Below are 24,132 nucleotides of genomic sequence, written 5' to 3'. Positions count from 1 at the left end.
TTAGATACTTCTCACTTCTTCAATTCCAAAACGTTTTAAGGTTTGGGAAATGTTAGTCTTATCTGCATCACTACCGAAACCGCTGTCCCGAAAAATTACCCGGCAAATCTCGGGCTCCAGTTCTTCTTTCCATTTACCAATTCCTTCTGCAATGGCGGGTGGAATGTTAACTCCCAGACAAAGGAATATAGCCCCCATACCTACATTATATACCTTTTTGCCGGCAATCTCTTTTTCTTCAATTGGCAGAGTTAGGTCAAGCCCATATTTTAGAAGGATCTCATACAGTACATCTTTTTCATTCCTGTCTTCCTTGATATTGCTTTCCATCTCCATCACCATTTGCTTCACATCCTTCTTCTCACCATTTTCTTCTTTTATTGAGCCATCCCAGGCTTTAACGTTGGAAGTGTCTAGTTTAAAAACTTTGAAACCCAAATCCAGATCTTTGGCTTTTTCAGGATCTTCCTCAGCTATTTTTTTAGCAGCCCGACGAATACGTTCTTTACCTATCTCGGTTAAAGTCTTATAACCTGCTTTATAGGCTTCACTGTTCTTATCCGTACGCTCAGGTAATTGCACCTGGATATGTTTTCTGTTGCCATTGTCTTCAGCATTGAGCTGCATCACTGCGTGAGCGGTTGAGGCGGAGCCGGAGAAAAAGTCTAAAACGATATCCTTTCTTTCAGTGGAAATTTTTAAAATGTACTTTAGGAATTTAGTGCTTTTGGGATAATCAAAAACCTTTTGTCCATTAAATAGTTCTTTTGTTTCAATTGTTCCAACACTATATTTCCAAAGATTCTTTGGAGCGTTAAAACCTTGTTGTTTAAAAACCGCTTTAAAGTTGTTACCGTTTTCTTTTATTTCAACCTCCTCAATTCTTTCTTTGAAGGTATCAAGCCCCCATCTCCATCTATGAAGTTTACCGTTTCTAAAACCAGGTCGGACTGGTACATAACCTTTTGAAATAAGGTCTGGGTTATCCTTGTATAGTTCAGATTCTTTATTCTTAATTATGTCAGCTGGATTATAGTCTTTTAAAGGGACAATATCTGCTGTATCAGGATTGTAATAGAGTGTGTAACCCATTTCTGGTCTCGTTGACAAAGGGGTCGGAGCATCATTTAAGTTTCTATAACTTTCTTCAGTTTTATCAACTCTAATAATATCTAAGTTTGAATAATTTTTGGCGAAAACAATACAATATTCAATATTTTTTTGAATTTGAACTCCTTCACCTGCTTGATTAGCACCGGTAGAAATAGATATGGTAGAAACGAAATTTTCTTCACCAAATATTTCATTTCCTAACTTTTTAAGGTTTTCAACTTCATTATCATCTATACTCATAAAGATAACGCCATCTTCTTGAAGCAAGTTACGAGCTAATTTGAGGCGAGGATATATCATATTTAGCCAGTTGGAATGGTAACGCCCCTCACTGTCGCTATTGGTACTTACACGGTTGCCGTCGCTATCTACCTGCCCAGTAACTTCTCTGTAATTTTGGAGGTTATCCTTATAATTGTCTTTGTAAACAAAGTCTTTCCCGGTATTATAGGGAGGATCTATATATATCATCTTAATTTTTCCTGCATAGCTTTTCTGCATCAGCTTTAAAACTTCAAGATTGTCACCCTCTATATAAAGATTCTGAGTTTTATCCCAATCTTCACTCTCCTCTTTTGCCGGGCGTAAGGTACCGGTACTCGGTTTATGAGCTTCGCGCCTTGCCTGCGCTTTTCCGGCCCAGGTGAAGCGGTAATATTCTTCACCTTCTTCTACTTCTTCTCCTAAAACTTCCTGCAAGGCTTTAAAATCAATTTTTCCCTCAGTAACTATTTCCGGAAATAACTCTTTTAATTTCTCAATGTTCTCCTGCATAAGATCTTTGCTTTTGCTTTCGGGTTCTTCGGCGGTTATTAATTCTATACTCATACTTCGGCGAGTTTATTTTTTAGTTTGTCTATTTCTTCTTTTCTTATTTGAATCTGCTGGTTAAATTCCACCCGCATACTCATTTGATCTTCCTGCTTCAGGTAACCTCTTAACTCTTCAATCTCCTTTTCGTAGAAAGTGATCATCTCCAGTACCTCAAGGTCTTCGGCTGTACGTTGCTTTCGCTGTGCCTTAAAATTCCCCGTTTGGCTGGCCACCTGAAATTGTATTATGGCATTTATATAGCCAGTGTAAAGAGTTTCCAGGTTGGTTTTATCCAGCTGGTCAAAAGCTAAGGCATTAAAAAAAGCTTCTGCCTGTTCTTTTTTGTACAGCTTATTAAGCTTTGGAGTATTGTAGTGCTTCTCCACTGTGCGTCTGCTGCGATCTGCCTGGTTTATGCGTTTGTCCACGGCATTGAGCATAAACTCTGTCTCATCTTCTATTATAAGCAGGATATGAAAAGGAATATATTTCTGGAACAGCTGTATGCAGGCCTCCCAAATTTTTTGAGGAGCACCATCTACCACTTGGCCTTGTATCACCTGTACTTCCTTAAAAATATGGGTTTCGTTAGCCACTTCAGGAATATTGCTATTGGCGGTTTTGATATTCCCTATCCATAGCATACTTTCAATCTGCTCTTTAAGAAGTTTTTTTTCTGCAGCACTCAAATCAAAATTCCGAAGGAAAAAAGCCTTGGTCATTTTTTTATTAAGAACGGTACGTTCAGGAAGATGTAGAATTTGGTTGTAATCTAAAGCCATTATTTGATGATTAAATACCCTATTAATTCCAGATTATCTTCTTTTTCAAGCCCTTCTTTTACCATTAAAGTTCCTTCGGGATTTGCCAGGGAATCAAGACCAATTTCTTCCTGTACGCCTACCACTTCTTCCACTGCTTTTTTAAGCAGGGCAGTGTAGGTGTCCATTTTTTTATTGGAGCGGGTTTCCTTGTCAAATTCTGCAATAAGATCTGGTAAAATCTTGTTGTTGCCCATACAGAGTTTCCTAAAGTAATCGAGTGCTTTTTTGGTCTCATTAGCCGTAAGCAAGTCTTCTCCATCCATACTTATGTACACAAGAAAATAGGGGTAGAGGATGTTATTCTTTAGATTTTCTCTGTAATCGTTCTTGATATCTTTTAAGCAAAAGATCACCCCCGGTTTGATTTCTTCCAAATTTGACTGCACAATCGCATAAGAGGAAGGAGGAATATTATCCAATTCCTTCAATTCCTTTTCGGTGCTTTTTTCCAGGTCAATTTTGAAATCGTTAAAGGTAAGATCTGTTATTGAAATATTACCCTGTACATCTTCAAGATCTATTACCTGGTTTTGTAATTGTTTCAACTGTCGTCGGCGATATTCCAGATCCTGCATTTCTCTGGAATCCTTAGAAATAATATTGTCTTCACCGGTGGCAGAAACATCCAGCATTACCATTCTTCCCTTAATTCTTCCCACCAGGTCAATAAAACTATCCAGTTCCATACTCGGGAAAAAATTAACCAGCTGAATTTTCTCATTTTTGGAACCTATACGATCAATACGTCCAAACCTTTGAATGATCCTTACCGGGTTCCAGTGGATGTCGTAATTAATCAGGTAATCACAATCCTGCAAGTTTTGTCCTTCCGAAATACAGTCGGTACAGAAAAGGATATCAATTTCATTCTTCTCATCGGGAAAAATATTTTGTCTCTTCTTAGAAACAGGGGAGAAGTTGGTTAAAATGGAATTCAGGTCCTTTCGGCAGCCGGGCATATTGGTTGTATTCTGTCCAGAACCTGTCACCAGGGCAGAATATAGGCCTTTCTCCTGATGTATCCATTCCTTTAGGTTTTTAAAAAGGTAATTAGCCGTGTCTGCAAAGGCAGTAAAAATGATGATTTTCTTGTTGCCTGCATTGGTGGGATTCTCAATTTTATGATTGATCCTTTCTTTAAGTTCGAGAAGTTTAGCATCCCTGTTAGCATCAATAAGCTCAATGCTTCCCATTAGGTTTAGGAGAATTTCCCTGTCCAGTTTTAGATCCTGTTCCCATCTAATTGGATCTATGTCCTGGATTAGGACCTTAGTTTTTCCGCCTACTAATAGATCCTCAAGTTCAGTATCATCGGGATCAATATCTGTGATATTAAAATCAAGGTCAAGATCAGAATTACTGTGATTTTCTAATTGATCAAGATTCCTGTCAACAAGGTCAATTAGTTTTTCCAGAGTAATCTTGAATGAGTGGATCGAGCTTTCCAATCGCTTCAGTAGATTCACCCGCATTAAGTAAATCAAACTTTGCTCCCGATCTACCTGTTTAAAGATACTTCCTGTGTGGGTGGTCATATCATACCTTTCCTCATAAAAAGGTCTTTTTTCAGTCCTAACATATCCAAGCGGTGTATAGGACGCCAGGGTAAGTCGGCTTATTTCATCATAGATCTGCTCAATATCCTGAAATTGATTTTTGGTATCTATTTCAGGGTGAACTGTAATTGGAGTAAGACGCTCCGGAAATTTTCCAATTTCGGCCGTATCATAATATTTTTCGATATGCTTTCTGGACCTTGCAATGGTCAGCATATCCAATATTCTGAAGTACGAGCCGTCGAGTTGCAGCATTAATTCATTTACATCAGGATGGTCTACATCTCCATCTCTATACCATTGGGTAAATTTCCTTTGGGTGTCTTTCATTACCTGCGAGACACTATCAATTCCATAACCTGAAAAAGCTTCATCATCACCTTCGGTGATAAAAGCGATTTGGTTCTTCAGGTCATTCATCTTATTGTTCACCGGGGTAGCCGAAAGCATTAAAACCTTGGTGCGAATGTTAGCTTTAATAACATCTCGCATTAAACGCTGATAGCGTGTTAGGCCTTTTCGGGTTGGATTGTTTCGGAAATTGTGAGACTCGTCAATCACCACCAGGTCATAATTTCCCCAATGGATCATTTCCAGGTCGATGTCACCAGATTTCCCCGTTTCCCTGGATAGATCTGTATGGTTTAAGACGTCATATTTAAAACGATCTTCAGCAAGAATGTTGCGCCTGTCATTGATCATTTGATAAATAGTCCAGTTTTCCCTTAATTTCTTAGGTGCAAGTACCAAAATACGACTGTTCCTTAACAAGTAATATTTCATCACCGCCAGGGCCTCGAAGGTTTTTCCCAAACCTACACTATCGGCAATAATACAACCTCCGTATGTTTCTATTTTTTCTATAGCACCAATAACAGCATCTTTTTGAAAGTTGTAAAGCAGATCCCAAATTTTGGTGTCTTTAAAGCCAACCTTTTGAAGTTGTTGGTCTGCCCGTTCATTGATGGTGGAGTAATGGAAAATTTCCCTGATGCAGTATTTGTAAATTGATGCCCCAGAAAAATTTTTAATTCCTTTTTCAATTTTTCCCTCAATAGTTTTGTTAAGCACTTGTAAGCTGTGTTCCCATGCATTTTGGAAGAGATTATAAAATTGATGGGACGTATCTTCGAAAGAATTAATAAACATGGATTCCTCTGTAGGAGTAATCCCCAGACTTATAGTATCAAGATTTAGTGGGGTTAAAGTGAAACAAGTAATTTCCGATCCATTTTCGATCAACAAAATGTTTTGATTCCCAACATTTCCACGACGCATTTCAAATTTATCTTCTATTAGCCCAAGTACCTGATGGATTTTATACTTTCTGTTTAATTGAAAATTTAATTGATTTTCGTTGTCTTGTTGGAGAAAAGAAAATTCATCATCTTTAGGAAACTTGTCTAAGAGAACCTTGATTTTTTGTGCTTTGGAGAATGAGTTGAGTAACTCATAAATAGCAAATGAGGTGAAGTAATTACAACTTAGGTATATATTCGATTGGGCTGAAATCAAACCTTCGATTTCGTCTATTAATCGTATATCTTTATTAGAAATTATTTTCATATTGAGGAATTTAAGTTGGTAAATCTAAAATCAAGGTACTAGGTGGTATTCTCATTCTTCTAAAAACTCTTTTACAATTTGATTTATATTGTCTGTAGAAGGTTGGGTTTTTTTTATGGCTACTTTTTTTACTCCTTCATTTTTTAAAAAATCTTCCCAAAATAGTTTTAAGATTTCAAAGTCAGTTGGGGTTTTTGTGATACGACCACTAACCGTTTTTGAACGCCCGTTAAATTCTAACATTAAAACTTCCAAATCCTTTAAGTTAGGGTTGTTCACTGGTTTTAATCCATACCCAGATTGTTCGAAGGCTTCTTCTATTGAAATTCTATTTTCCAAACTATTATAATATTTCCTAAACTTTTCAATTTGATGAGTATTTAATAAATCACAGGTTTTCTCTGGACAAGAATTGGGACTATTTCTTGCAGCTAGCTCAATAAAACCATCGGTTAATAGGATGATTACATTTCTGGAAACATCTTTGGCTTTAATAGAGTTTATTGGATTGGTGAGTTTAAAATAATTTTCATCAATAACCTGTTTAAAAAACCCCCAGGTATCAGCTGTATAGAAACTTCCTCTTTCTAATGGAGATTTGTAGATTTCACTAATTTTAGAATTAAAGGATACAATGCTTTCATTTAAAGTAGGAGACTTTCTGTTTTTTATAAAATCAATTCGTTGGAACTGGTTTGTGCCAAATTCCCCGAGGTCTATGGTTAAATCGTCTTTAAGCTCATTATAATTCCTTATTTCCAGTGGATTGAGAAGGGTGTAGGAAATTTTATCCTTTTGTAAGGCTAATCGATTATAATTGGTTAGTAAATCAGGGAAAACTTGCAGGATCGTATTAATAATCTCTTTGTCGTCTAATTGTCTAGGATACAATTCATTGTCTAGTCGATTAGAAAGATCTGAAACAATTTTTATATTATAATGAATTATTTTACGTGGTGTTTCCCTGTTGGAATCCCCTTGGCCTAAAACTGGTAAAGTAGCAAGGAAAATAATAATTAGGGTTAAAGCTTTTTTCTTCATCTTACCGGGCTGTTTTAAAGGTTTGATTAGTCCAGTTTTCAACTTGTGTTTGTGCTTCGGTGAATTTTTTATCAGCAATTTCAATATTATAGAAAGAATATAGCCAGTCTTCCCATCCAGCCATAAATATCGTTACTCGTTCTTTAAATATACTTTTAGAAACCGGTATTTGATCCCTATCTAAATAGGTCATTATTTTATCCCGTTGGTTATCCAGTTTTTGCTGCAGTAAGTTTAAGTCTTGCCCCACTTTATCAAATTTCACCTTTTGCTCATATTCCAAATGATTAATATTGGTTTTGCACTGGAGGATGTTAGATTCTTCTTCAATAATTCTGTTTTCCAAAGTATTGATTTCTTGTTTATAATCCTCAATTTGAACTTTTATTTTCTCGATTTTCTCTTTCAGGATTTCGATCTTTTTTTTGATTTTTAGATGCAATACGTTCCTACTTTTTCCATCAAACTGTTCATTTATATGCTCATACAAGGCTCCCCAAGCCAAATATGGGACAGCCCCCAGTACTAATACAATCCAGAACCTAGCTATAGAAAATACCATGTCCCACTGCCAGGGCTCGGTTTCTAAACCGGCTTGATAATCTATTAAATAAACATTTTTAGCAATTAGGTAAGCGAGTAATCCGTCCAATAAAATTGCGGCTATTAAATAGGAATATCGGGCAATCCATTTTTTCTTTATGGTATGAAATAGGAATCCGAATACAACAGGAAGAACGGTAAATATCGAAATAAATAGAACTGTAGACCATCCTCTACCTAGTGCCAGGCTAATCGCTTCACTATTGAAGATTTCCATTTCGGGTAATTTTCCATAGACATTCATATATTCCATGGCATCCTCCCGTCCATATAGTATCGTATAAATGATGGAAGAGTAGAATAAGAATAAATATCCTGTAAGTACTACCAAGAGACCTGACTCTAACCATACTCTTCGACGCAGGGGAGGAGGAGTAAGGTCTAACCTCGATTCCTCAATTTCTTTTTCGTATCCGGGAATCTTATTTTCACTGTCAGGAATATTGTTTTCCTTTATATTGTTCTTGTTATTATTTAGCTTTTTAATCTGTTCTTCTGAATTCTGAATTCTTAGGTTTAAGTTTTTTCTTTGAGCTTCAGTATCTAGACCTATAGTTGCTCTTTTTTCTTCAGCTTCTTGCAGATGTAAACTGTGGTAATTATCAATCTTATTTTCCAGTCTTCCTCTTAATCTTTCAATCTCTTTTTTATCAACCTCAGTATCTTCTACTACAGACTGATAAATCCTATTCATTTTATTAGGAATTACTTCGGGATTTCCATGAGTGTTTTCAGCAGCTACGTGTCCTTGTTTTTCTAAATCGTCCCTGTCATAATTAGAGACTTTAGAATTGAGGTAAATATTCCATTCCTCTTCGAAATCTTCTTCAATCTCAATTGTTTTTCTTTCAATTTCAGTCTTAGGTTTTTCGACCTCAAGGCCATTTTCGATAGGGTTCCCCAGGGTTTGGTTTTTCAATTCCTTAAACTTCTCGATAAATTGCTCAATCGATTTGGAATCCGTTACAGTCTGAATGTTTTCACCATTATTTGTTTTAGCATTTAGAGTCCAGTTATAAGAACCATTAATCACTAATTTTTCATCAATTACACAAAATTTGTGGTGCATTATCCCATATCCTTTTACTGGAAAATATAAGACATCTACTCCTCTGGAGATTAAATTGCTGAAATCTACATTTCTATTGATATCATTATCTCCAACTATAATTTCAATGGTAACGTTTCTTAAAGCAATTTCTTCAAGTTGGGCAATAATCTCTTTATCTGTAAACCAAGCTACAGCTATTCGAATATTCTTTTCTGCGGAGTGAAGTTTTTCAATGATAGTTGTAGAAATATCATCGAAATAAGTAGCATTTTGCATATATAATTTAGATTTACGAAGGGTTTAGATTGGTATTGTAAGTTGTTAATTTAGGGTGCCTTAGTATAGCTGTAATAATGAATTAATTTTGTTGTGGATTTTTATAACCCATATCAAAACACATACTAACATACCCAAAAGGCGGCCCACCGTGGGTGAACCACAGGTGATTTGGTTCATCTTTTAGCACTTCTTCCGTTAATTTCAGGTAAAGTTCTCCGTGTTTGTCTTCGTCTTTAAATTCTTCAGAGAATTTTTCCTTTAGATCCTCTTGTAAGTGTTCAAAATACTTGTAAGAATGTAAGAATAAAAAAACCATTGCAGGGGATGGATGGAACTGTTCTGGATCTAGTACCCGTTGCCCGGTTATAGGGCAGTAAAGGTTTTCTAATTCAGTTTTTAAATCAACTTCGGTCATAGCTGCGTTTCTAATTAATTATAGAGATGGTTCTGTGAACGAGTATTTAACTGTGTGCTCTTAAAAAAGAATATTGAAAATTTATGGCAGGTAATTCCTCTGGAAATGAATTTCTCATATTTAGTTGGTTAAGTTGCTGAAATTTCTTTCGTGTAGGGGCAAAAGAAGAACCTCTATTTTGAGGACCTTCCAAAAATATAAGTTTTCTCTCACAAAGCATAATTTTATGTTAATAAATTATCATAATTTCTTCAACATCGCTGTAGTAATGAAAGAGGTTCAGTATTTCTCAGTTTTAATATGCTGATGCATATCCTCACCTTAAGTCACCTTCTTTATATTTGTTAAGCAAGCTTAAAAATTATAGGAGGGTAGGTTCTCACAATGTTGATATAGGGCTCCGTTATGTTCATCCGCAAGATTTTTCACTTCTTTTTCCTTTCTGAAAATTTCAGGTTCTTAAACATATTTTTTCTAGTATTGATCCCCCAGGGATTATGATAATCTGGTGCTGCTTTCATCGCATTAAGTAATTCCCCGGGCATAGATTTACTATTTCCATAAAGCCAATAACTCAGGTCACGTAAATGTACCTTGAGAAAAATAAATCTTTTATAGAAAATACTTTGGGTAAACATTGCCCGGTTATAACTCTTTTTACTTCTATAACAATGCTCAAGGTATTCTTCCCTAGCCTTAAAATTAAGCTCTTGGTATAACTGGGTTATAGTTTTATGCTTAACATCTATTTCGAGCAACTCGAATGGTTGGCTAAGCTTTTTGTATTCCTCTGGATTCTCCATTATTTATTTATTAAAGTCTGAATTTTGCTCTTGAAGAACCTATTAAATAATCTGAGAAGAAGTTTAAAAGATGATTCCCGTTTATAAATGCATCAGTGTAGTTAGACAAATAATAGATATTTCCATCTTTAATTTTACAGTCACTCACAATACTTTTTCCATGAGCTCTTTCCTGGCTGTGAAGCATGATCATTTGTTCTATGATCTTAGTAGGAAGTTCTTCTATACTATGTAGTTTTTCATTGACCAGAATCGCGCATTTATTCGTAGCAAGCTTTTCTTCAATAGTGATAGAAGAAATATCTATTTCCAGGTTTTGGAATTCGTTTTGTAATGCTCGGATAATACCTTTCCATACAACGCTATTATTATCTCTTCCTACCCGGTTATTATAAAATGCCTGAAGGTGATTATTACTGAAAGTTTTAAATTTTCTTTGATATTTTTCTTTCCAAATCTCAAAGGCAGCTACTTCGTTATAAACTCCGTCCGCATAAACTTTCCCGGCATTAGGAAAATAGATCTTTTGCTCCATAACTGCTATGCCTATAGGAGGGATTAAGGCAGAATCTTTATTGCAATAATTTTTTAAATTAGACAGGCAATAGTGCTTCTTCTCCAGTTTTTCTAGAATGTATTCCCTATCTTTTTTGAATTGCTCTCCTGGCTTTCCACAACGGATATTAAAAGCTGCGATAAATAATTCTGAGGAATGAATTCCATTCCATCTAGAATCTAAATCAACGCTGAGGTAAGGGTTTCGTAATCGCTCATAGCTACTTTGGCAGCGTTTTGGCCACTCGGGAAGGCCTTTCGGGAACATCCATTCCATCACCTCCTCAAGATGCTTTTTGAGTTCTCGCAGTTTACTGAATTTAGGATCCTGGAAGAAATCCTCAGCCTCATAACCTTCATGGAGTAAACACTCGGTATGAAAAATATTCTCAGTGATACGATAAAGGTCTGAATACATTACCTCTATCTTTTTGTCGGTACGTACTCCTAATTTTTTAAATTCAATTAGATGGTTTTGGTCTGAGAGCTGATCCATATTTATAGTTTAGATGAGAGAGAAGAATACCCACCCCGGGAGCAGTGGGTATTTGTTGACAAATCAAATTAATCAAAACAATCATTCCCGGTGAGAAAATCAAATCATCATAAGCTTTTGCCTTTTTTGCTGAAACAAATATAAATGGAGAACACGACAAGGTGTGTCGTCTTTTAAATAATGGCCGATTTGTGTAAATTCAATTGTTGGAATATCCCATATCAAAGCATAAGGTAGCTGATCCCATAGTCCCATAAGTGATTAGAAGTTTGTCTTGCGTCCAACGAAGGTGTCTCTTCATCGTTTTGTATAAGAATTCTCCGTTAATTGTTTCCCCGTTCTCATTAAAGTGTAAAGGAAATTTTTCTTTTAATTTCTCACTACAGTATTCAAAGTCCTGGATCTCTTCTACGTAAATAAAGAGCAGGCTGGGAGGAGTGTGGTATCCTTCTGGATGTAGCACAGTTTCACCGGTAACTGGACAATAAAATTTTTCAAATTCACGATCTAAAATGATTTCTGTCATGCTATTTTTTAATTTATCTATTCTTAACAAAGCCTTTCTCAAGATGATATAAATACATTTATTTTGAAAGATCCAGCAAAGCCACTAATACCCATCTATCAGGAATCCCTTCAAAATAATAAACCGGTTTGCCGTATTTATCTTTCCGTTTTAAAACCCGGCCATCCAAATACCAGATTTTCGGACCATACTTATCACGGTACCGGATGTAATATCCATCAAATTCATATAAGCGATCTCCATATTTATTTTCCAGTTTTACCGTGTTGCCATCTAAATAATAAAGACTCTTACCGTATCTATTCTTTAGTTTAATTTCCTCGCTATTCCAATAGAATAGCTCCTCGCCATATTTATTTTTTTGCTTTAGCGTATTGCCCTCAACAAAATAAAGCTGCTCTCCATATTTGTTCTCCTCTTTTACGGCCTGAGCATAAGCAGTCGCATTAATGAGGGAACTGAAGAGGAAGATATGGGCAAGTTGTTTGATTGTCATTTGAAAGTTATTGAGAGTGAAGAGTCTGAAAAATCTATTCATAGTTTCCTATACACCGCTTTAATTCCTTTTTGATTTCAGATTTTAGACTTTCCGGTTCAACTACTTTTATTTGGTCGCCATAAGAGAGTATTTCCATTCTAAAATCGTAGGTAGGACGAATAAAATAACTAAACCTGATCTCGTCCTCGTTACTCAAAATTAATTGCTGACTATGGTGTAGTGGAAGTGATTCTACATACCTGCCTTCCCTGGGTGTAAATGATAGGATGACTTTAACTGGTTCTTCATCTGTGCCGTTTATTATTCCGAAGCTGTCTTTAAATTCTTCGTACGCCTGGTATTCAATTGGCTTAAACTTGTCTTTGGTGATTTCCAGATTTTTAATTCTATCGAGCGAAAAGTTTTTAATAATATCATCCTTGGTATCTTCTGCAATAAGGTACCAACGGTTCCGGGCTTCTTTAAGCGCAATGGGTTTCACCTTCCGATTACTAATTGAAGTATCCCAGAATTTGTGGTATTCAAACTCCACTTCTAAAAAATTCTGACTGGCGTGTAATAAACCCGCTAAATGATGGGTCCCCAGGGGTTTTCTTTCTTCAAAAATAAGTTGGTTTCCGAAACTCTTTGAAAGTCTAATAGCATTTAAAAGGTCAAAGTTTTCCCGTAATCTTTGAGAATGCGTTTCCTCAACATCTTCGTTGATGTAATATTTGTTAGTACTTCGGTTACATTTTATTACAATGTTATGTATAGATTCTATATCCTCCAGGTCTCGTTGAAATGTACGTTGAGAAGTTAGTAGCTTTTCTTCTATAGAATCCGGATCATTCATCATTTCATACTGAACTTCCTCATAACTCATAGGGCGTAACCGTAGCAGAGAGATAATTTTATAATGGCGTTTTATAGTTTGGCGTAGAGACATAGTTTTTTTATTATTTAATTGTAGTTCAAAAATTGTTCTCGATACAATCCCGATGCCATCGGGATCACTCGAACTGACGAACCAGGTTTAAGCACAAATATCTTTAAAAATTTTTTCAACCTGATCAGTAAAAATATCTATAGGAATTCGATGATCTAATTGTGGCAGTACTTTGATATTCAGTACTGATTTCTGCAAGTTTTGTCCTAAAAAGTTTAGGGTTTCGGCTGCGTTCACCACATCGTCACTTCCTCCCAGTAATATCTGTTTCGGCGAAAGTCCTCGCGTAAATTTACTGCTGAATTCTGTTTCCCGGTATTTAATTAATGGCGGATTAAACAATAAAGCCGGCCTGCCTATAATTTCTGAAATAGCATAAGCATTTAATGCGCCCATACTACTTCCCATGACCACATTGAATTCCGTATTTGGGAATTGTTTTAGGATAAGATCGGGTTGAAAATGTTTATCTGAATAATCTATATCAGGTGCTAAAACCTGGCCGTATTGTTCCAGTACTTCTCTTTTTTCGTCACTTAATTTACTATTGAGTCCGTGGAGGTAAAGTATATACATATTACTTGGTTTTTTCTCTGTTGGTTAGATCGGCTCGATAAGATTTACCATCTTTTCCTCAATTCCAGATATCCGAAATTTCTTTTTTCTGCGGAAGCTCTCCTTCTGGAACTGCTAATTTTTCTTTTACGATTCTTCTTAATTTGCGATTGGCTTTTTGCTTTTCGGATTTTTCGGAAGTAGCAGTACAATTGGGAAGTATAGGTGTTTTTCTTTTGGATCTACTCATTATCTCGATTGTATATCACAAATTAAAGAATTTATCACGACAAAATATGTCGCTGTAAAATGATTTAATTTTCCCTTTAGCAGTGCGCCTATTTTTAATTAAACCTTAGATTATGCGCTCATTTTTTATGGGTTGCATCTATTTTTATTACGAAAAGTTGGGGTAGTTGTTCATATAAAACTAGTTCTTAAAAGCTACTTTCAATATTTTCAGGTTTACGTTTATAAGACTTCATCGCCAAGCTCCTCTTCGGTAATCCTGTTAATATTTGCAAGGGAGCTCATTAGCTTTTCAAGCTCATCGAAGAAGTTCAATAATTTATTCAGATTTAAATCTTCCGTTCCGCGAAATTGTTCAAGATCAAATTTATAGGTGTCGCCGGGCTTGAAAACTGTATTCACTTCAGAGTATTCTCCGGTCATTCCTACATTGATAATACTGGTTTGAAGTTCCTCGTGCACCTTAAGTAGATGCCTGTAAGTAAGAATTATTTTCTCTCTGTATGCTGTCATCGCTTTTTATTTAGAGGTTTAAGATGATTAATTTTTACGAAAACTCCATTCCACTTCTCCCAGGTCGATCTTATTGATATAATTCATTTCGAGATAAGTATAGATATTCGGTACGCCAACGTGTAGAGTAAACTCGAAACCTCCAAAAGTTTGTTCTTCTAGCATTGTTCTACCGCCATATTTGATCTCTTCCTGAATATGTTGGTATTGTTCTTCGGTAAGTGTAATTTCCAGTTTTTTCATTTGCCTTTGATTGAATTACAATTATACGACAGGTAAGCGTCAAAATATGACGTATTCTTATTCGTTTTTATCCTAATGAGCTAATTAATATGGCATTGTAAATATCGCTTTCCTGTCTGAGGTAGTCTTTAATCAAGCTGGGTAATTGCTATAAGAAGCTTTCAGAAATTAAGGGTGGGAAAGTTAGAATTACAAAATTCCTGGACGAAATTACCTGAAATTTTCTGCAAAAAGTGAACCGTGAAAATGAGCTATAATTTTCGGTAGGTGAACGTAACTCCGAAAACTAATATTCTACCCTTTTTCATTTACTTTTTCAATTTATACCCTTCTGTTTTCCGGGGTAAAACACCCAAATATTGCAGTTTATAGGCAATGTTAAATTTTCTCGTAGTCCGGTGGACATAGTGAAATTAATTACCTAAACCTGCTCAAATTTGCCTAGAAGTCAAATCAACAAAATCCCACTGTGTAAAAAGTATAACCATCGGTGGGATTTTAAACTAAAACCATTTTAAAAATGCCAAAAGAAATAATTACTACCGATGATCTAATGAATTTTAAGCTTGAGTTATTTGAGGAGCTTAAGAAATTGCTTAGAGAGCATTCAACCGGAATCCATAAAAGGTATTTGAAATCTTCTGAAGTGAGAAAACTACTGGATATAAGTTGGGGAACTTTACAGAATATACGAATAAATGGAAATCTGCCTTACACAAAAATTGGCGGTACAGTCTTTTATGATTGGGAAGATGTACAACGAGTTATGGAAAAGTATAAGATAGATAATATTGATTAATATGAACTACATAAAGCACCTTACCGAGGTTTTTTATCGATTTAATGAAGATAGCCGTTTAAATCCCTCACACGTGAGCATTTACTATGCTTTATTTCAGTATTGGAATGTTTTTAGGTTCTGTAAGCAATTCTATATACAAAGGCAGGAAATTATGGAAGCTTCAAAGGTTGGTTCGCTTTCAACCTACCATAAATGTATTAGGGAATTAAGTGATTGGAATTACATTTTGTATTTGCCTTCTAAGAACCCCTTAAAAGGCAGCCAGGTTAAGATGTCCATTTTTTGGACTAGAGAGGAACAAGCAGAAGATGAGTATTCAATTTGTAGCGTAAAAGACCCGGATAAGTTTGAGACTTTTTTAGAACAGGTTGCAGAAGAGTCCGGTAAGAGTAACGAAATAGCTCCGGTATATGAAACAAACAATATTAAACATATTAAACAGAATAAAACTTATTGGCCAAAAAGTGAATTTGAAGTTTTAAAATATTTTAATGAAAAAGGCTGGCCGGCTAATGAAGCTTCCAAATTCTATCTGCACTATGAAGCTGTAGGTTGGAAAATAAATCGGAATACTCCGGTTGTAAACTGGCAGGCTTTAGCACACCGGTGGATGAAAAAGTCAAAAGAGATTCAGCAAGATTTAAAATTGAAGAACCCTGATTATCTAAAAATTAAAAAAGAAAAGAACTATGGAAAACCCTTGTGAAATAATAGAAGGCGGAGTAGTCTACAAGATCGGGAAATTTAGAGGAAAAGAAGTATTTTATGATTTTCCATTAATGCTTGAATATCTCCAGGTAAAAGGAAAAATTCTTTTTGGAAAAGAATTTCAGCTTTACAAAAAAGATGAAAAATTACTTTTCAAACTCTGTAATTACATCATTGCAGATAAGGATAAATGCTCAAAATTTGATCTTGATCCTGCAAAAGGAATTTTACTAACCGGGCCCGTGGGTTGTGGAAAAACGAGTTTTCTTAAGTTGTTACGCTACCTGGTGCCACACCAAAAAGAATATCAGGTGATACCCTGCAGAAATATCGCTTTTGCTTTTCACCACCTGGGGTATAAAATAATTGAAGATTACGGGAATAGCAGTTATATATGCTTTGATGATCTTGGTGTTGAACCGGCAGGAAGGTTTTATGGAAAGGATTGCAATGTGATGGGAGAAATTCTACTTTCCCGCTATGAATTATTTCTTAATCATAAAATAAGGACTCATGCTACAACAAATTTAGATTCCGATGAACTTGAAGAGCGCTATGGAACCAGGGTAAAAAGCAGAATGCGTCAACTATTTAATTTGGTCTCTTTTGATGAAAACACAGGGGATAAGAGAAAATAGTCGAAATCGTAATTTCAATTAGGGTTAAATAACAAAACCCTCATTTTAACCACTGCCAAATTACCAATTTGACGTTTTAACTCCTATAATTTCACCTGACTTTAGGGCTATTAAAAAATCGAATTTTCATTTTCATTTGAGATCAAAATAGTTCAAATAGGAGTAAAATTCCTTTTTTTTCCAATTTTAGCGGTATTGGTTGGTATCTATTTCCTTTATAACCTTTACCTGAGAAACTTCCTCTTCTTTCTGATTAAAGAAAAGCTCCTCATTCTATCTTTTATACCCAGAATAAGATTTTCTATGGAGAGATGATAATATAACATCTTATTTATAAAAGTCGGGATGAGTGTCATCTTGCTCATAATCTCTTAATCGATTTTCATAACTATTTTTGGGATCTGCTGCTTCCATCAAAGATTGCAAAATTGATAAAGTAGGGTTTACTTTATTCTTTTCCATATCTCTGGTTATTGCGATCACTGCATTAATTCTTTTCTTGATAATATTTTCAATTCTCCTTCCGGTGGGGCCGAAATTTTCTTTTGGAGAGATTTCATTGTAGAAGAAAAAATCCAGCATTCCGGCCAAAGCTTCAGAGTGTGTTTTGTAATGTATTCTGGAAAATTGCTGAAAGCGTTCGGCCGTTTTCTTTTCGAATGTGATGTTCTTAACCTCCTTCATAATTCAGTCATTTTTTAAGGTTTACTGGTTTTTTAAACCATTTTATTGGGGTTTAGAGGCCAAAACCAGTAAATTCCTATTTTTATAATATTCAGTAAATTTTTCAAACAATTGGAAATCAATATTTTAAAGGATAAAAGGTAGTTCTTAACGGGGCTCTGCCCGTTACCCTCTTGCTCTACCTTTTCGTCCCGCAGGGACAAAAAATTAGACTATTAAAATGAATTTAATAGCCTTTTAAATGCTTAGAAACTGAATCTTGTTTTTTATGATTTGAAAATAAAATCTTTGAAGTTTACTATAGAAAAATGACCAAATAATTGGGAATTTCGTAAATGAAAAACAGATCATGAACATCATAATCCGTTTTTAAAATCTTATTATTTTTTTTATAAAATCCCATCATCCGGAAAACTGAAATAGTCGGGCAGAATTTAAAGCTATATATATCTGATTTTAATTGATTTACTTATTGTATCCTGAGCGTTTTCCTTTTTTGATTTTTTAATTCCGCTTCCTTTTTGTGGATTTTTGCATGATTTCATTTTTCCGTTATTCGATTTACTTCCCGTAGCGCCTTCACTGTTACCTTTTTCTGATGCTAATCCATTTTCAAGATTTAGAATTAGGGAGGACTTATAAAAAGGGAGCATAGGAACCGGCTTTATGCAGTCTGGACTAACTTCTATATCTTGGTTTTTTGCATTACAGAAAAAGGTAGTAACAGTGAATGCTGGGAGAACTTTAGAAAAGTAAATGAAAGAATACGAAAGGAGCAGGAAGTGGAATTAAATTAAATATGAAATCCCATTTAGCGGACTTCATCGAAAAATTTCGAACTGTAATGAAGCGTTCCGATTTTTCATCGGTTAGCGTAATAGAAGTCGCAATTTTTTTGATGGTGTCCAAGAACTTTGTAGAGAAGCGCTTTTCCCGGAATGAAGCTTTTGCGAAATGTAGTGGGAATGGGCTGAAAGGATATTAAATTCTGCGCTAGATTCCACACTTTAATTGCCATCTTAAAATTCCAACTTCTAATTTCTCTGCAATGAAACGGGATTTGATTAAGAGGTGTTCTTTAATCACTGTTTGGAAAAGAGTATTTTTAGTTTTGCTAAAACTACATAATATCCTATCAGGAGTTTAAAAATATCTATAGAATATCAAATTCCTCTTTAAAGTCTACCATAATATTTCTTATTAAAAAAATATTTAAATGTGATATAACGAGTTATCCTTTATTTTTACAAAAGAAAAACTGACAGTAAAAGTTCTAAAATAGAGAACTTTTATTTATATTTGTCGTAGAAATTAATCGATGAAAAGAATAATTGCCAAAAGAACTTTACGTGAATTTTGGGAGAAGCATTCCGATTCCGAACAATATTTGAAAACCTGGTATGAAACGGCAAAATCTTCAAATTGGAAGTCGCCAAACGATATTAAGAAAACGTACATAAACGCAAGCATTCTAAAAGATAGCAGAGTGGTTTTCAACATAAAAGGAAATTCCTATCGATTGATTGTAAAATTCAACTATGACAGACAATGGGCGTTTATAAGGTTTGTGGGAACTCACGCCGAGTATGATAAAATTAATGCGGACACGATTTAAAACAAAAGACTATGAAAATAAAACCTATAAAAACAGAAAAAGATTACGAACAAGCTTTAGAAAGATTGGAAGTAATTTTTGATGCTGACTCAAATTCAAAGGAAGGAGACGAAGCGGAAATCCTATCACTTTTAGTCGAGAATTACGAAAATCAACATTATCCAATAGAAGCTCCAGATCCAATAGAGGCAATTAAAATAAGAATGGAAGAAATGAATCTCAAACAAAAAGATTTAGTTGGAATAATTGGAGGAAAAAGCAGGGTTTCAGAGATTCTCAATAAAAAGAAAAGATTGACGGTAGATATGATTCGAGAATTAGAACGGATTTTACATATTTCTGCTTCAGTACTTGTGAATAATTATAAGCTGTCGAAGTAAAAAACAAAGGGTAGCATCGGTTAATAAACAATTGGTAATTGAAAAGGTAAATTAATTCAAAACCTGAATACCAATTGTTGTTAACCCTGACCAATGCCATAAATACACAAAACATACGAATGAGGAATTTATTTTTACTACTTCTAATATTAATTTCAAGTCAAGAGAGTTTTTCTCAAAATGAAATTATAGCTGAAGAAGACATTCCAGTATTGGATATTATTATAGATTCATTGGAAACCGAGTATCAGAACAGTCCCAGATCCAATATAGAATCACTGCCTCAAGGAACCGGAGATTATTTTGAAGTAAAAACGAATAAACCTGAAGAATTTATTCTTGCTTTGACCAATGAAGTAGAACTAGACTCTTTGTTGAAAAATTTCCCAAATCTTCAAATTGATCGAGATCTGCTGGTTTTAAAAAACAGGGTAGAATATTCCAATGGCGAACAAAAACTACAAATTAAATCTTTTCAAATAAAAAATAACAGTGAGCATCGCATTACAATTGATTATACAGATTCATTGTCTAGGGAAAATATTAAGTTTTATTATACTTCCTACACAAATAAGAAATTAAATTCAACAAATATTAGAGGTTTTAAGATTAAGGAGCATTTTTCAAAGGTCATCTTACCCGAAAAATATGCTGACTGGGTTTCATATACAGACTTTCTTGTTTTACCCAATCAAAATTTATTTTTCAATACTGATAGTAACCACAACTCACTATATAATCGGCAGGAAAATATTATCGATTCCTTAGTTAATTATTATGCAGTAAAAACAAATAAACCAAAGCGCTCTAAAGATCAGGAATTTATTTCTTTCCAAAAAAGCTTAAATGATTGGGAGAAAAAAAGATCATTTTTTGCTGATAGTTTGTTTAATGAAGATTCAAAATTTAAGGAATTACTTAATCTATCTTTAGAATATGCGGAAAACGAAGAAAAATCTAACGGTGAATTGGAATTTTTCACTGCGGAGTTAATTTCTAAAGAAAAAGCATTGAAATTAATGCGTTTCAACCAGCACGTTGGTTCGTGTAGTTTTGATAATGGTCCCATTATTCAACAAAAAAGGATGGCTAGTTTGGCAGCCCAAATACCAAATTGGGGTGTCTTTATAAAATCATTTTTGAATGTGATGAACGATCAGGTTTCAAGAGTAGCTAATAGTAATATTGCTTCTAACGCGAGAAAAACATATATAGAAGAATTGAGTAAGCTAAATCTTAATATTCCAAAATTATTATTAGGGTCAAATTTGAGAATCGATAATGAGAACCAGCAACATTACTTTTCGGATGGATCAAAAATAGGTAAAGCTTTTTCCGCATTGGATGAAAAAAATCAGGCGTTTTTTGAACAAACTATTTCAGAATTAATTCAGGATGAGCATGTTGATGCTTTCAATAAATTACATTTTTATAATACTTTAAAACATTATCAATATTTCATAAAAGATACTATTAAAAAGAATGAAATAGAACAAAGAATTACAAAACTAGAAGAGCATATGCCGCCAGTTCTACAATCAAGATTTAAGAACCCAAATAAAGAACTTAAAGATCTTCTACGTGAAGAAATAAATGAACTTGAAAAATTTGAAATTTTAGATACCTCTATCGGTAATATATATTCTTATAGTTATGACGGAGATTGTTGGATGGCGGAAATTCGAGATAAAGAGAAAAATAGCAAAATAATATATGATCTTACAATGCCAATTGAGGACAGTATTACTCCTCTAGAAAACTTTCTACTTAGAAAAGAATCTTTAACCAATAGAATTAAAGAACATGATTTTATAAATAAACTCTTAAGTACAAATTCAGAGAATCAGTTATATCTTAAATTTACTGGAGATAGGTCATTTTCGAATTTTAGGAATAGAGTTCTAAAAGAAATGCCTAAAAAACTTCAGAAATTAAATTACAATAATGCAATATCCTTCTATATCTCTTATCCCAATAGAAAATATGTTCGATACATTCTACTAGAAAATAGTAATGTAATTATGCTAAGTATACCGAAAGATTTTAAAATCCCAGGATATGATTTTGAAGAATTACTCACAGAAACTGAAGAGAATTTCTTTTCTAAATCCTATAAAAGTTTCAAGATATTTGATGAAAATGGGGAAATGCTGAATTAATAAAGATAAGAAAGTGTCTTATTGCCAGCAAAGAAGAGGTGATTATACTCTAGATGTGATACTATTTTAGGTAAAATGATTTATTGTAAGCTTCTCTTAAAAGCGAACTTTTTAAAAGTAAAAAATATTATTTTTAAGTAATTACCCTGTAAATTGAATTCTAATGTTAGAACTGGGAAAAGTTTATTTACCAACGTGGCTTTCTTATGACCCGGAAACAAATATGATTTCCCTGGATTTACCTGAAGTTCATACTCCGGATTATTTTAAGAACGTTTTTTATTCTCTACAATTAGCTTTTAGTGGGACTCGTGTTTCTATTATGTATTATGGTGAAGATGATACTTATCTCTCTCAGGTTCTTTACTTTGAAGATTGGGATATTGCCGGGGGAGATTTAGAATTAGAAAGTTTCGGTAAAATTCAGGAAAGAGCCTTGAGGGCCCTGGGTAAATATATTCCAGACCTTAATAGGGAGGTATACGATCTTTTTAACGAAGAGTAGACTCAATTAAATAGTGAAAGTTTTTCACTTGGAATTATAAAAAACGACCTACTATTTTTTCTTCTTAGAATTGGTTTTTTTTGAGTCTTTAGCGGCTTTTTCTTCTAGCTTCTTCCTTAACGCTTTCATATCCTCACTAATTTTTCTATCCACAATTTTTGCGTAATGTTGGGTCGTTCTCAGATCCTTATGGCCTAGCATTTTACTTACAGACTCTATAGGCACTCCATTGGAAAGTGTTACAGTAGTCGCGAATGTATGGCGGGCAAGGTGCGTGGTAAGTGTCTTTTTTATTCCACAAAGCACAGCAATCTCTTTTAAAAAAGCATTATAGTTTTGATTTTTGGGGACGGGAAGAACTAAGTCCGCCTCTTTTACTCTTGGATAATCTTTATAGCGTTCAATAATCTCTTCAGCTATTGGAAGTAAGGGGACGCTGGTTATAGATTTAGTTTTCTTTCTTTTTGTTCTTATCCATCTTCCACCATCAATACCTTTAATAATATCCTTTTCAGAGAGTTTCTCTAAATCACCATAAGCTAAACCGGTATGACAACTGAAAACGAACATATCCCTAGCAATTTTTAAACGGTCAAAATGAAGTTCCTTCTCTATCAGGGCTTTCACTTCATCTTCATTTAGGAATTCCCGATCTACGCTTTCATATTGAACCTTATAATTATAAAAAGGATCCCTGTCCATCCATTGATTGGCTAGTGCTATACGAACTATTTTTTTAAAATTGTTGACGTATTTCAAGGCCGAGTTGTGATTACACTTTCTTTTAGTTTTTAAAAAATATTCAAATCTTGTAATAAACTGGTGGTCTATATCTTTCATTCGGAAATCCTCGGTTTTATAAACCTCCTTTAGAAACTGCTCAAGGTGGTTATAACAGGTCCAATAACGCTTAGCGGTGCTCTTAGAGATACTTTTTCCTGAAAGACGATCCATTTGTTCATTGTGCTCTTTAAACACCTCTAAGGTCATTTTAGATTTGTTTTTGCCAATTCCTTTAAGTTCTCTTATCAAGGTTGTTGCTGTAATTCTTTGATCCTTTTCTAAAAGTGTTTGTTGGATTCGTTTTAGTTTATTTTTTAAAACATCCATATAATTATTTAATTCCTGAGCCTCCTGGCTTCTTCCCATCATTTTTTCAGAATTTACATTCCATTTTCGAGGGTCAACCTTCCTTCCGATACTCATATCAGACCGCTTGGAATTGACTGTAACGCGTAGGTAAATATCACTTTCTGATGATTTATTACTACGGCTTTTTCTAGTGTAAAATGATACGTGATGATAAGTGTCCATAATTTTGAGTTTAAATTGAGTAATTAATGTACACTATTAAATGATAGGTTGGAAAACTTTAATATTTTGTAAACAATTGATATAAAGGCGTTTTTGACGCTCTCAGTGTGCAATTTTCCCCGTAGTTATTGGTCACCGGATTGCACACATAATTTTTGATATTATTTGAGTTATTTTGATATTCTTAAAAAAAAAAACCCCGTAAATCCTAGGATTTCGGGGTTTTTGAAACATTTTGAAATGTTAAAAGTGGAGTCGGAGGGGTTCGAACCCTCGTCCAAACAAGCAATTCAGATGCTTTCTACACGTTTAGTTTCCGCTTAGATTGTCGGGAAAAAGTCTGGCCGGAAACAACCTAACTTTTTCCGTATCCTCAATTAGATTTCAGAACTGCATCAAGGTCCTACAGTTCCTATATTTACTTTATCGGTGCCCCTAATGCGAATGCCGTAAATCAAGGCCTTCGCGGGACATCTTGGCTCCCTGTCTTACAGGGACTAAGCAATCCTACTGTGATTCGGATTATGCAGCCAAGGCGTAGTTATCTTCGCCGTTTAAAAAAGTGTGAAATATGAGATTTACGAGCTATATCCCAGCGCTCGACGTGCTTACAACTCAATTAGACTCGCTGTCAAAACCAAGTCGACCCCATAAATAAAGAACATTGTTATTTCCGCAAAGGCGGAAATCCAGTCAGTT

The 24,132-nt window shown here is 34.6% G+C and carries 24 protein-coding genes and 1 other RNA gene; 7 read left to right on the top strand and 18 right to left on the bottom strand.

Translation table 11 applies throughout. The features are described from left to right. From J0871_RS16455 to J0871_RS16385, 15 genes are all read right to left on the bottom strand, one after another. A complete protein-coding gene (locus tag J0871_RS16455; protein ID WP_208226288.1) occupies positions 1-1,941 on the bottom strand; it encodes a site-specific DNA-methyltransferase in 1,941 nt (646 codons plus the stop codon). Further along, positions 1,938-2,708: a DUF4391 domain-containing protein gene (locus J0871_RS16450; protein WP_208226287.1), complete on the bottom strand. Its 771-nt coding sequence runs from the start codon at positions 2,706-2,708 to the stop codon at positions 1,938-1,940. The genes J0871_RS16455 and J0871_RS16450 overlap by 4 nt, the downstream gene beginning before the upstream one ends. Then, the gene (locus J0871_RS16445) at positions 2,708-5,872 is read right to left on the bottom strand and encodes a helicase-related protein (RefSeq protein ID WP_208226286.1); all 3,165 of its coding nucleotides are present in this window, start codon (positions 5,870-5,872) and stop codon (positions 2,708-2,710) included. Before J0871_RS16445 ends, J0871_RS16450 begins: the two co-directional genes overlap by 1 nt. A gap of 51 nt (positions 5,873-5,923) precedes the next feature. Beyond that, positions 5,924-6,913: a hypothetical protein gene (locus J0871_RS16440; protein ID WP_208226285.1), complete on the bottom strand. Its 990-nt coding sequence runs from the start codon at positions 6,911-6,913 to the stop codon at positions 5,924-5,926. Position 6,914: 1 nt separating this feature from the next. After that, the gene (locus J0871_RS16435; protein ID WP_208226284.1) at positions 6,915-8,843 is read right to left on the bottom strand and encodes a phospholipase D-like domain-containing protein; all 1,929 of its coding nucleotides are present in this window, start codon (positions 8,841-8,843) and stop codon (positions 6,915-6,917) included. 82 nt (positions 8,844-8,925) lie between these two features. Then, on the bottom strand, positions 8,926-9,261 hold the full coding sequence (locus J0871_RS16430) for a hypothetical protein (protein WP_208226283.1): 336 nt from the start codon (positions 9,259-9,261) through the stop codon (positions 8,926-8,928). A 425-nt stretch (positions 9,262-9,686) separates the two neighbouring features. Beyond that, a complete protein-coding gene (locus J0871_RS16425; RefSeq protein ID WP_208226282.1) occupies positions 9,687-10,064 on the bottom strand; it encodes a hypothetical protein in 378 nt (125 codons plus the stop codon). A 10-nt stretch (positions 10,065-10,074) separates the two neighbouring features. Continuing rightward, a complete protein-coding gene (locus J0871_RS16420; RefSeq protein WP_208226281.1) occupies positions 10,075-11,115 on the bottom strand; it encodes a hypothetical protein in 1,041 nt (346 codons plus the stop codon). A gap of 199 nt (positions 11,116-11,314) precedes the next feature. Then, positions 11,315-11,641, bottom strand: coding sequence for a hypothetical protein (locus tag J0871_RS16415; RefSeq protein ID WP_208226280.1), 327 nt, complete (start codon positions 11,639-11,641; stop codon positions 11,315-11,317). A 58-nt stretch (positions 11,642-11,699) separates the two neighbouring features. After that, complete coding sequence (locus tag J0871_RS16410) at positions 11,700-12,137, bottom strand: hypothetical protein (protein WP_208226279.1); 438 nt, start codon at positions 12,135-12,137, stop codon at positions 11,700-11,702. 34 nt (positions 12,138-12,171) lie between these two features. Beyond that, positions 12,172-13,068, bottom strand: a complete 897-nt coding sequence (locus J0871_RS16405) for a WYL domain-containing protein (RefSeq protein ID WP_208226278.1) — start codon at positions 13,066-13,068, stop codon at positions 12,172-12,174. Positions 13,069-13,155: 87 nt separating this feature from the next. Beyond that, positions 13,156-13,644, bottom strand: coding sequence for a YqiA/YcfP family alpha/beta fold hydrolase (locus tag J0871_RS16400; protein WP_208226277.1), 489 nt, complete (start codon positions 13,642-13,644; stop codon positions 13,156-13,158). A 58-nt stretch (positions 13,645-13,702) separates the two neighbouring features. Further along, positions 13,703-13,873 (bottom strand): hypothetical protein, encoded by a 171-nt coding sequence (locus tag J0871_RS16395; protein WP_208226276.1) that lies wholly within the window; start codon positions 13,871-13,873, stop codon positions 13,703-13,705. Positions 13,874-14,094: 221 nt separating this feature from the next. Then, positions 14,095-14,385, bottom strand: a complete 291-nt coding sequence (locus J0871_RS16390) for a hypothetical protein (RefSeq protein ID WP_208226275.1) — start codon at positions 14,383-14,385, stop codon at positions 14,095-14,097. Between the two features lie 27 nt (positions 14,386-14,412). Further along, positions 14,413-14,628 (bottom strand): hypothetical protein, encoded by a 216-nt coding sequence (locus J0871_RS16385; protein WP_208226274.1) that lies wholly within the window; start codon positions 14,626-14,628, stop codon positions 14,413-14,415. A 520-nt stretch (positions 14,629-15,148) separates the two neighbouring features. Between J0871_RS16385 and J0871_RS16380 the strand changes: the two genes are divergently transcribed. From J0871_RS16380 to J0871_RS16370, 3 genes are read left to right on the top strand one after another with little or no spacing between them, the layout of a single operon-like run. After that, on the top strand, positions 15,149-15,427 hold the full coding sequence (locus J0871_RS16380; protein ID WP_198639238.1) for a helix-turn-helix domain-containing protein: 279 nt from the start codon (positions 15,149-15,151) through the stop codon (positions 15,425-15,427). Between the two features lies 1 nt (position 15,428). Next, complete coding sequence (locus tag J0871_RS16375; protein ID WP_208226273.1) at positions 15,429-16,136, top strand: hypothetical protein; 708 nt, start codon at positions 15,429-15,431, stop codon at positions 16,134-16,136. Further along, positions 16,120-16,776: an ATPase gene (locus J0871_RS16370; protein WP_208226272.1), complete on the top strand. Its 657-nt coding sequence runs from the start codon at positions 16,120-16,122 to the stop codon at positions 16,774-16,776. Before J0871_RS16375 ends, J0871_RS16370 begins: the two co-directional genes overlap by 17 nt. Before the next feature lie 327 nt (positions 16,777-17,103). On the opposite strand, the gene J0871_RS16365 is transcribed toward J0871_RS16370, so the two are convergent. After that, positions 17,104-17,460: a BfmA/BtgA family mobilization protein gene (locus tag J0871_RS16365; protein ID WP_198639241.1), complete on the bottom strand. Its 357-nt coding sequence runs from the start codon at positions 17,458-17,460 to the stop codon at positions 17,104-17,106. Between the two features lie 1,318 nt (positions 17,461-18,778). On the opposite strand from J0871_RS16365, the gene J0871_RS16360 reads away from it, so the two are divergent. From J0871_RS16360 to J0871_RS16345, 4 genes are all read left to right on the top strand, one after another. Further along, positions 18,779-19,075, top strand: a complete 297-nt coding sequence (locus tag J0871_RS16360) for a type II toxin-antitoxin system HigB family toxin (protein WP_208226271.1) — start codon at positions 18,779-18,781, stop codon at positions 19,073-19,075. 11 nt (positions 19,076-19,086) lie between these two features. Beyond that, the gene (locus J0871_RS16355) at positions 19,087-19,455 is read left to right on the top strand and encodes a transcriptional regulator (RefSeq protein ID WP_037319764.1); all 369 of its coding nucleotides are present in this window, start codon (positions 19,087-19,089) and stop codon (positions 19,453-19,455) included. 119 nt (positions 19,456-19,574) lie between these two features. Then, positions 19,575-21,614 carry a hypothetical protein gene (locus tag J0871_RS16350; protein WP_208226270.1) on the top strand — a complete coding sequence of 680 codons (2,040 nt, stop codon included), beginning with the start codon at positions 19,575-19,577 and terminating at the stop codon, positions 21,612-21,614. 163 nt (positions 21,615-21,777) lie between these two features. Then, entirely contained in the window at positions 21,778-22,119 is a 342-nt protein-coding gene (locus J0871_RS16345) for a hypothetical protein (RefSeq protein ID WP_037319768.1), read from the top strand. Positions 22,120-22,170: 51 nt separating this feature from the next. On the opposite strand, the gene J0871_RS16340 is transcribed toward J0871_RS16345, so the two are convergent. Together J0871_RS16340 and ssrA are read right to left on the bottom strand one after the other, a co-directional pair. Next, positions 22,171-23,433: a site-specific integrase gene (locus J0871_RS16340; protein WP_208226269.1), complete on the bottom strand. Its 1,263-nt coding sequence runs from the start codon at positions 23,431-23,433 to the stop codon at positions 22,171-22,173. Positions 23,434-23,680: 247 nt separating this feature from the next. Next, positions 23,681-24,083, bottom strand: a transfer-messenger RNA (tmRNA) gene (gene ssrA, locus J0871_RS16335). Positions 24,084-24,132: the final 49 nt, after the last annotated feature.

Origin of the sequence: Salegentibacter sp. BDJ18, assembly GCF_017579965.1 — a bacterium.
Lineage (GTDB): Bacteria > Bacteroidota > Bacteroidia > Flavobacteriales > Flavobacteriaceae > Salegentibacter.
The sequence above is the reverse complement of the archived record's forward strand: the minus strand, read 5'-3'. Positions and strand labels throughout refer to the sequence as shown.

Excerpts from the sequence above, each read along its gene's own strand:
- J0871_RS16455 (WP_208226288.1), bottom strand. The coding sequence starts at position 1,941 with ATGAGTATAGAATTAATAACCGCCGAAGAACCCGAAAGCAAAAGCAAA.
- J0871_RS16450 (WP_208226287.1), bottom strand. The coding sequence starts at position 2,708 with ATGGCTTTAGATTACAACCAAATTCTACATCTTCCTGAACGTACCGTT.
- J0871_RS16445 (WP_208226286.1), bottom strand. The coding sequence starts at position 5,872 with ATGAAAATAATTTCTAATAAAGATATACGATTAATAGACGAAATCGAA.
- J0871_RS16440 (WP_208226285.1), bottom strand. The coding sequence starts at position 6,913 with ATGAAGAAAAAAGCTTTAACCCTAATTATTATTTTCCTTGCTACTTTA.
- J0871_RS16435 (WP_208226284.1), bottom strand. The coding sequence starts at position 8,843 with ATGCAAAATGCTACTTATTTCGATGATATTTCTACAACTATCATTGAA.
- J0871_RS16430 (WP_208226283.1), bottom strand. The coding sequence starts at position 9,261 with ATGACCGAAGTTGATTTAAAAACTGAATTAGAAAACCTTTACTGCCCT.
- J0871_RS16425 (WP_208226282.1), bottom strand. The coding sequence starts at position 10,064 with ATGGAGAATCCAGAGGAATACAAAAAGCTTAGCCAACCATTCGAGTTG.
- J0871_RS16420 (WP_208226281.1), bottom strand. The coding sequence starts at position 11,115 with ATGGATCAGCTCTCAGACCAAAACCATCTAATTGAATTTAAAAAATTA.
- J0871_RS16415 (WP_208226280.1), bottom strand. The coding sequence starts at position 11,641 with ATGACAGAAATCATTTTAGATCGTGAATTTGAAAAATTTTATTGTCCA.
- J0871_RS16410 (WP_208226279.1), bottom strand. The coding sequence starts at position 12,137 with ATGACAATCAAACAACTTGCCCATATCTTCCTCTTCAGTTCCCTCATT.
- J0871_RS16405 (WP_208226278.1), bottom strand. The coding sequence starts at position 13,068 with ATGTCTCTACGCCAAACTATAAAACGCCATTATAAAATTATCTCTCTG.
- J0871_RS16400 (WP_208226277.1), bottom strand. The coding sequence starts at position 13,644 with ATGTATATACTTTACCTCCACGGACTCAATAGTAAATTAAGTGACGAA.
- J0871_RS16395 (WP_208226276.1), bottom strand. The coding sequence starts at position 13,873 with ATGAGTAGATCCAAAAGAAAAACACCTATACTTCCCAATTGTACTGCT.
- J0871_RS16390 (WP_208226275.1), bottom strand. The coding sequence starts at position 14,385 with ATGACAGCATACAGAGAGAAAATAATTCTTACTTACAGGCATCTACTT.
- J0871_RS16385 (WP_208226274.1), bottom strand. The coding sequence starts at position 14,628 with ATGAAAAAACTGGAAATTACACTTACCGAAGAACAATACCAACATATT.
- J0871_RS16380 (WP_198639238.1), top strand. The coding sequence starts at position 15,149 with ATGCCAAAAGAAATAATTACTACCGATGATCTAATGAATTTTAAGCTT.
- J0871_RS16375 (WP_208226273.1), top strand. The coding sequence starts at position 15,429 with ATGAACTACATAAAGCACCTTACCGAGGTTTTTTATCGATTTAATGAA.
- J0871_RS16370 (WP_208226272.1), top strand. The coding sequence starts at position 16,120 with ATGGAAAACCCTTGTGAAATAATAGAAGGCGGAGTAGTCTACAAGATC.
- J0871_RS16365 (WP_198639241.1), bottom strand. The coding sequence starts at position 17,460 with ATGAAGGAGGTTAAGAACATCACATTCGAAAAGAAAACGGCCGAACGC.
- J0871_RS16360 (WP_208226271.1), top strand. The coding sequence starts at position 18,779 with ATGAAAAGAATAATTGCCAAAAGAACTTTACGTGAATTTTGGGAGAAG.
- J0871_RS16355 (WP_037319764.1), top strand. The coding sequence starts at position 19,087 with ATGAAAATAAAACCTATAAAAACAGAAAAAGATTACGAACAAGCTTTA.
- J0871_RS16350 (WP_208226270.1), top strand. The coding sequence starts at position 19,575 with ATGAGGAATTTATTTTTACTACTTCTAATATTAATTTCAAGTCAAGAG.
- J0871_RS16345 (WP_037319768.1), top strand. The coding sequence starts at position 21,778 with ATGTTAGAACTGGGAAAAGTTTATTTACCAACGTGGCTTTCTTATGAC.
- J0871_RS16340 (WP_208226269.1), bottom strand. The coding sequence starts at position 23,433 with ATGGACACTTATCATCACGTATCATTTTACACTAGAAAAAGCCGTAGT.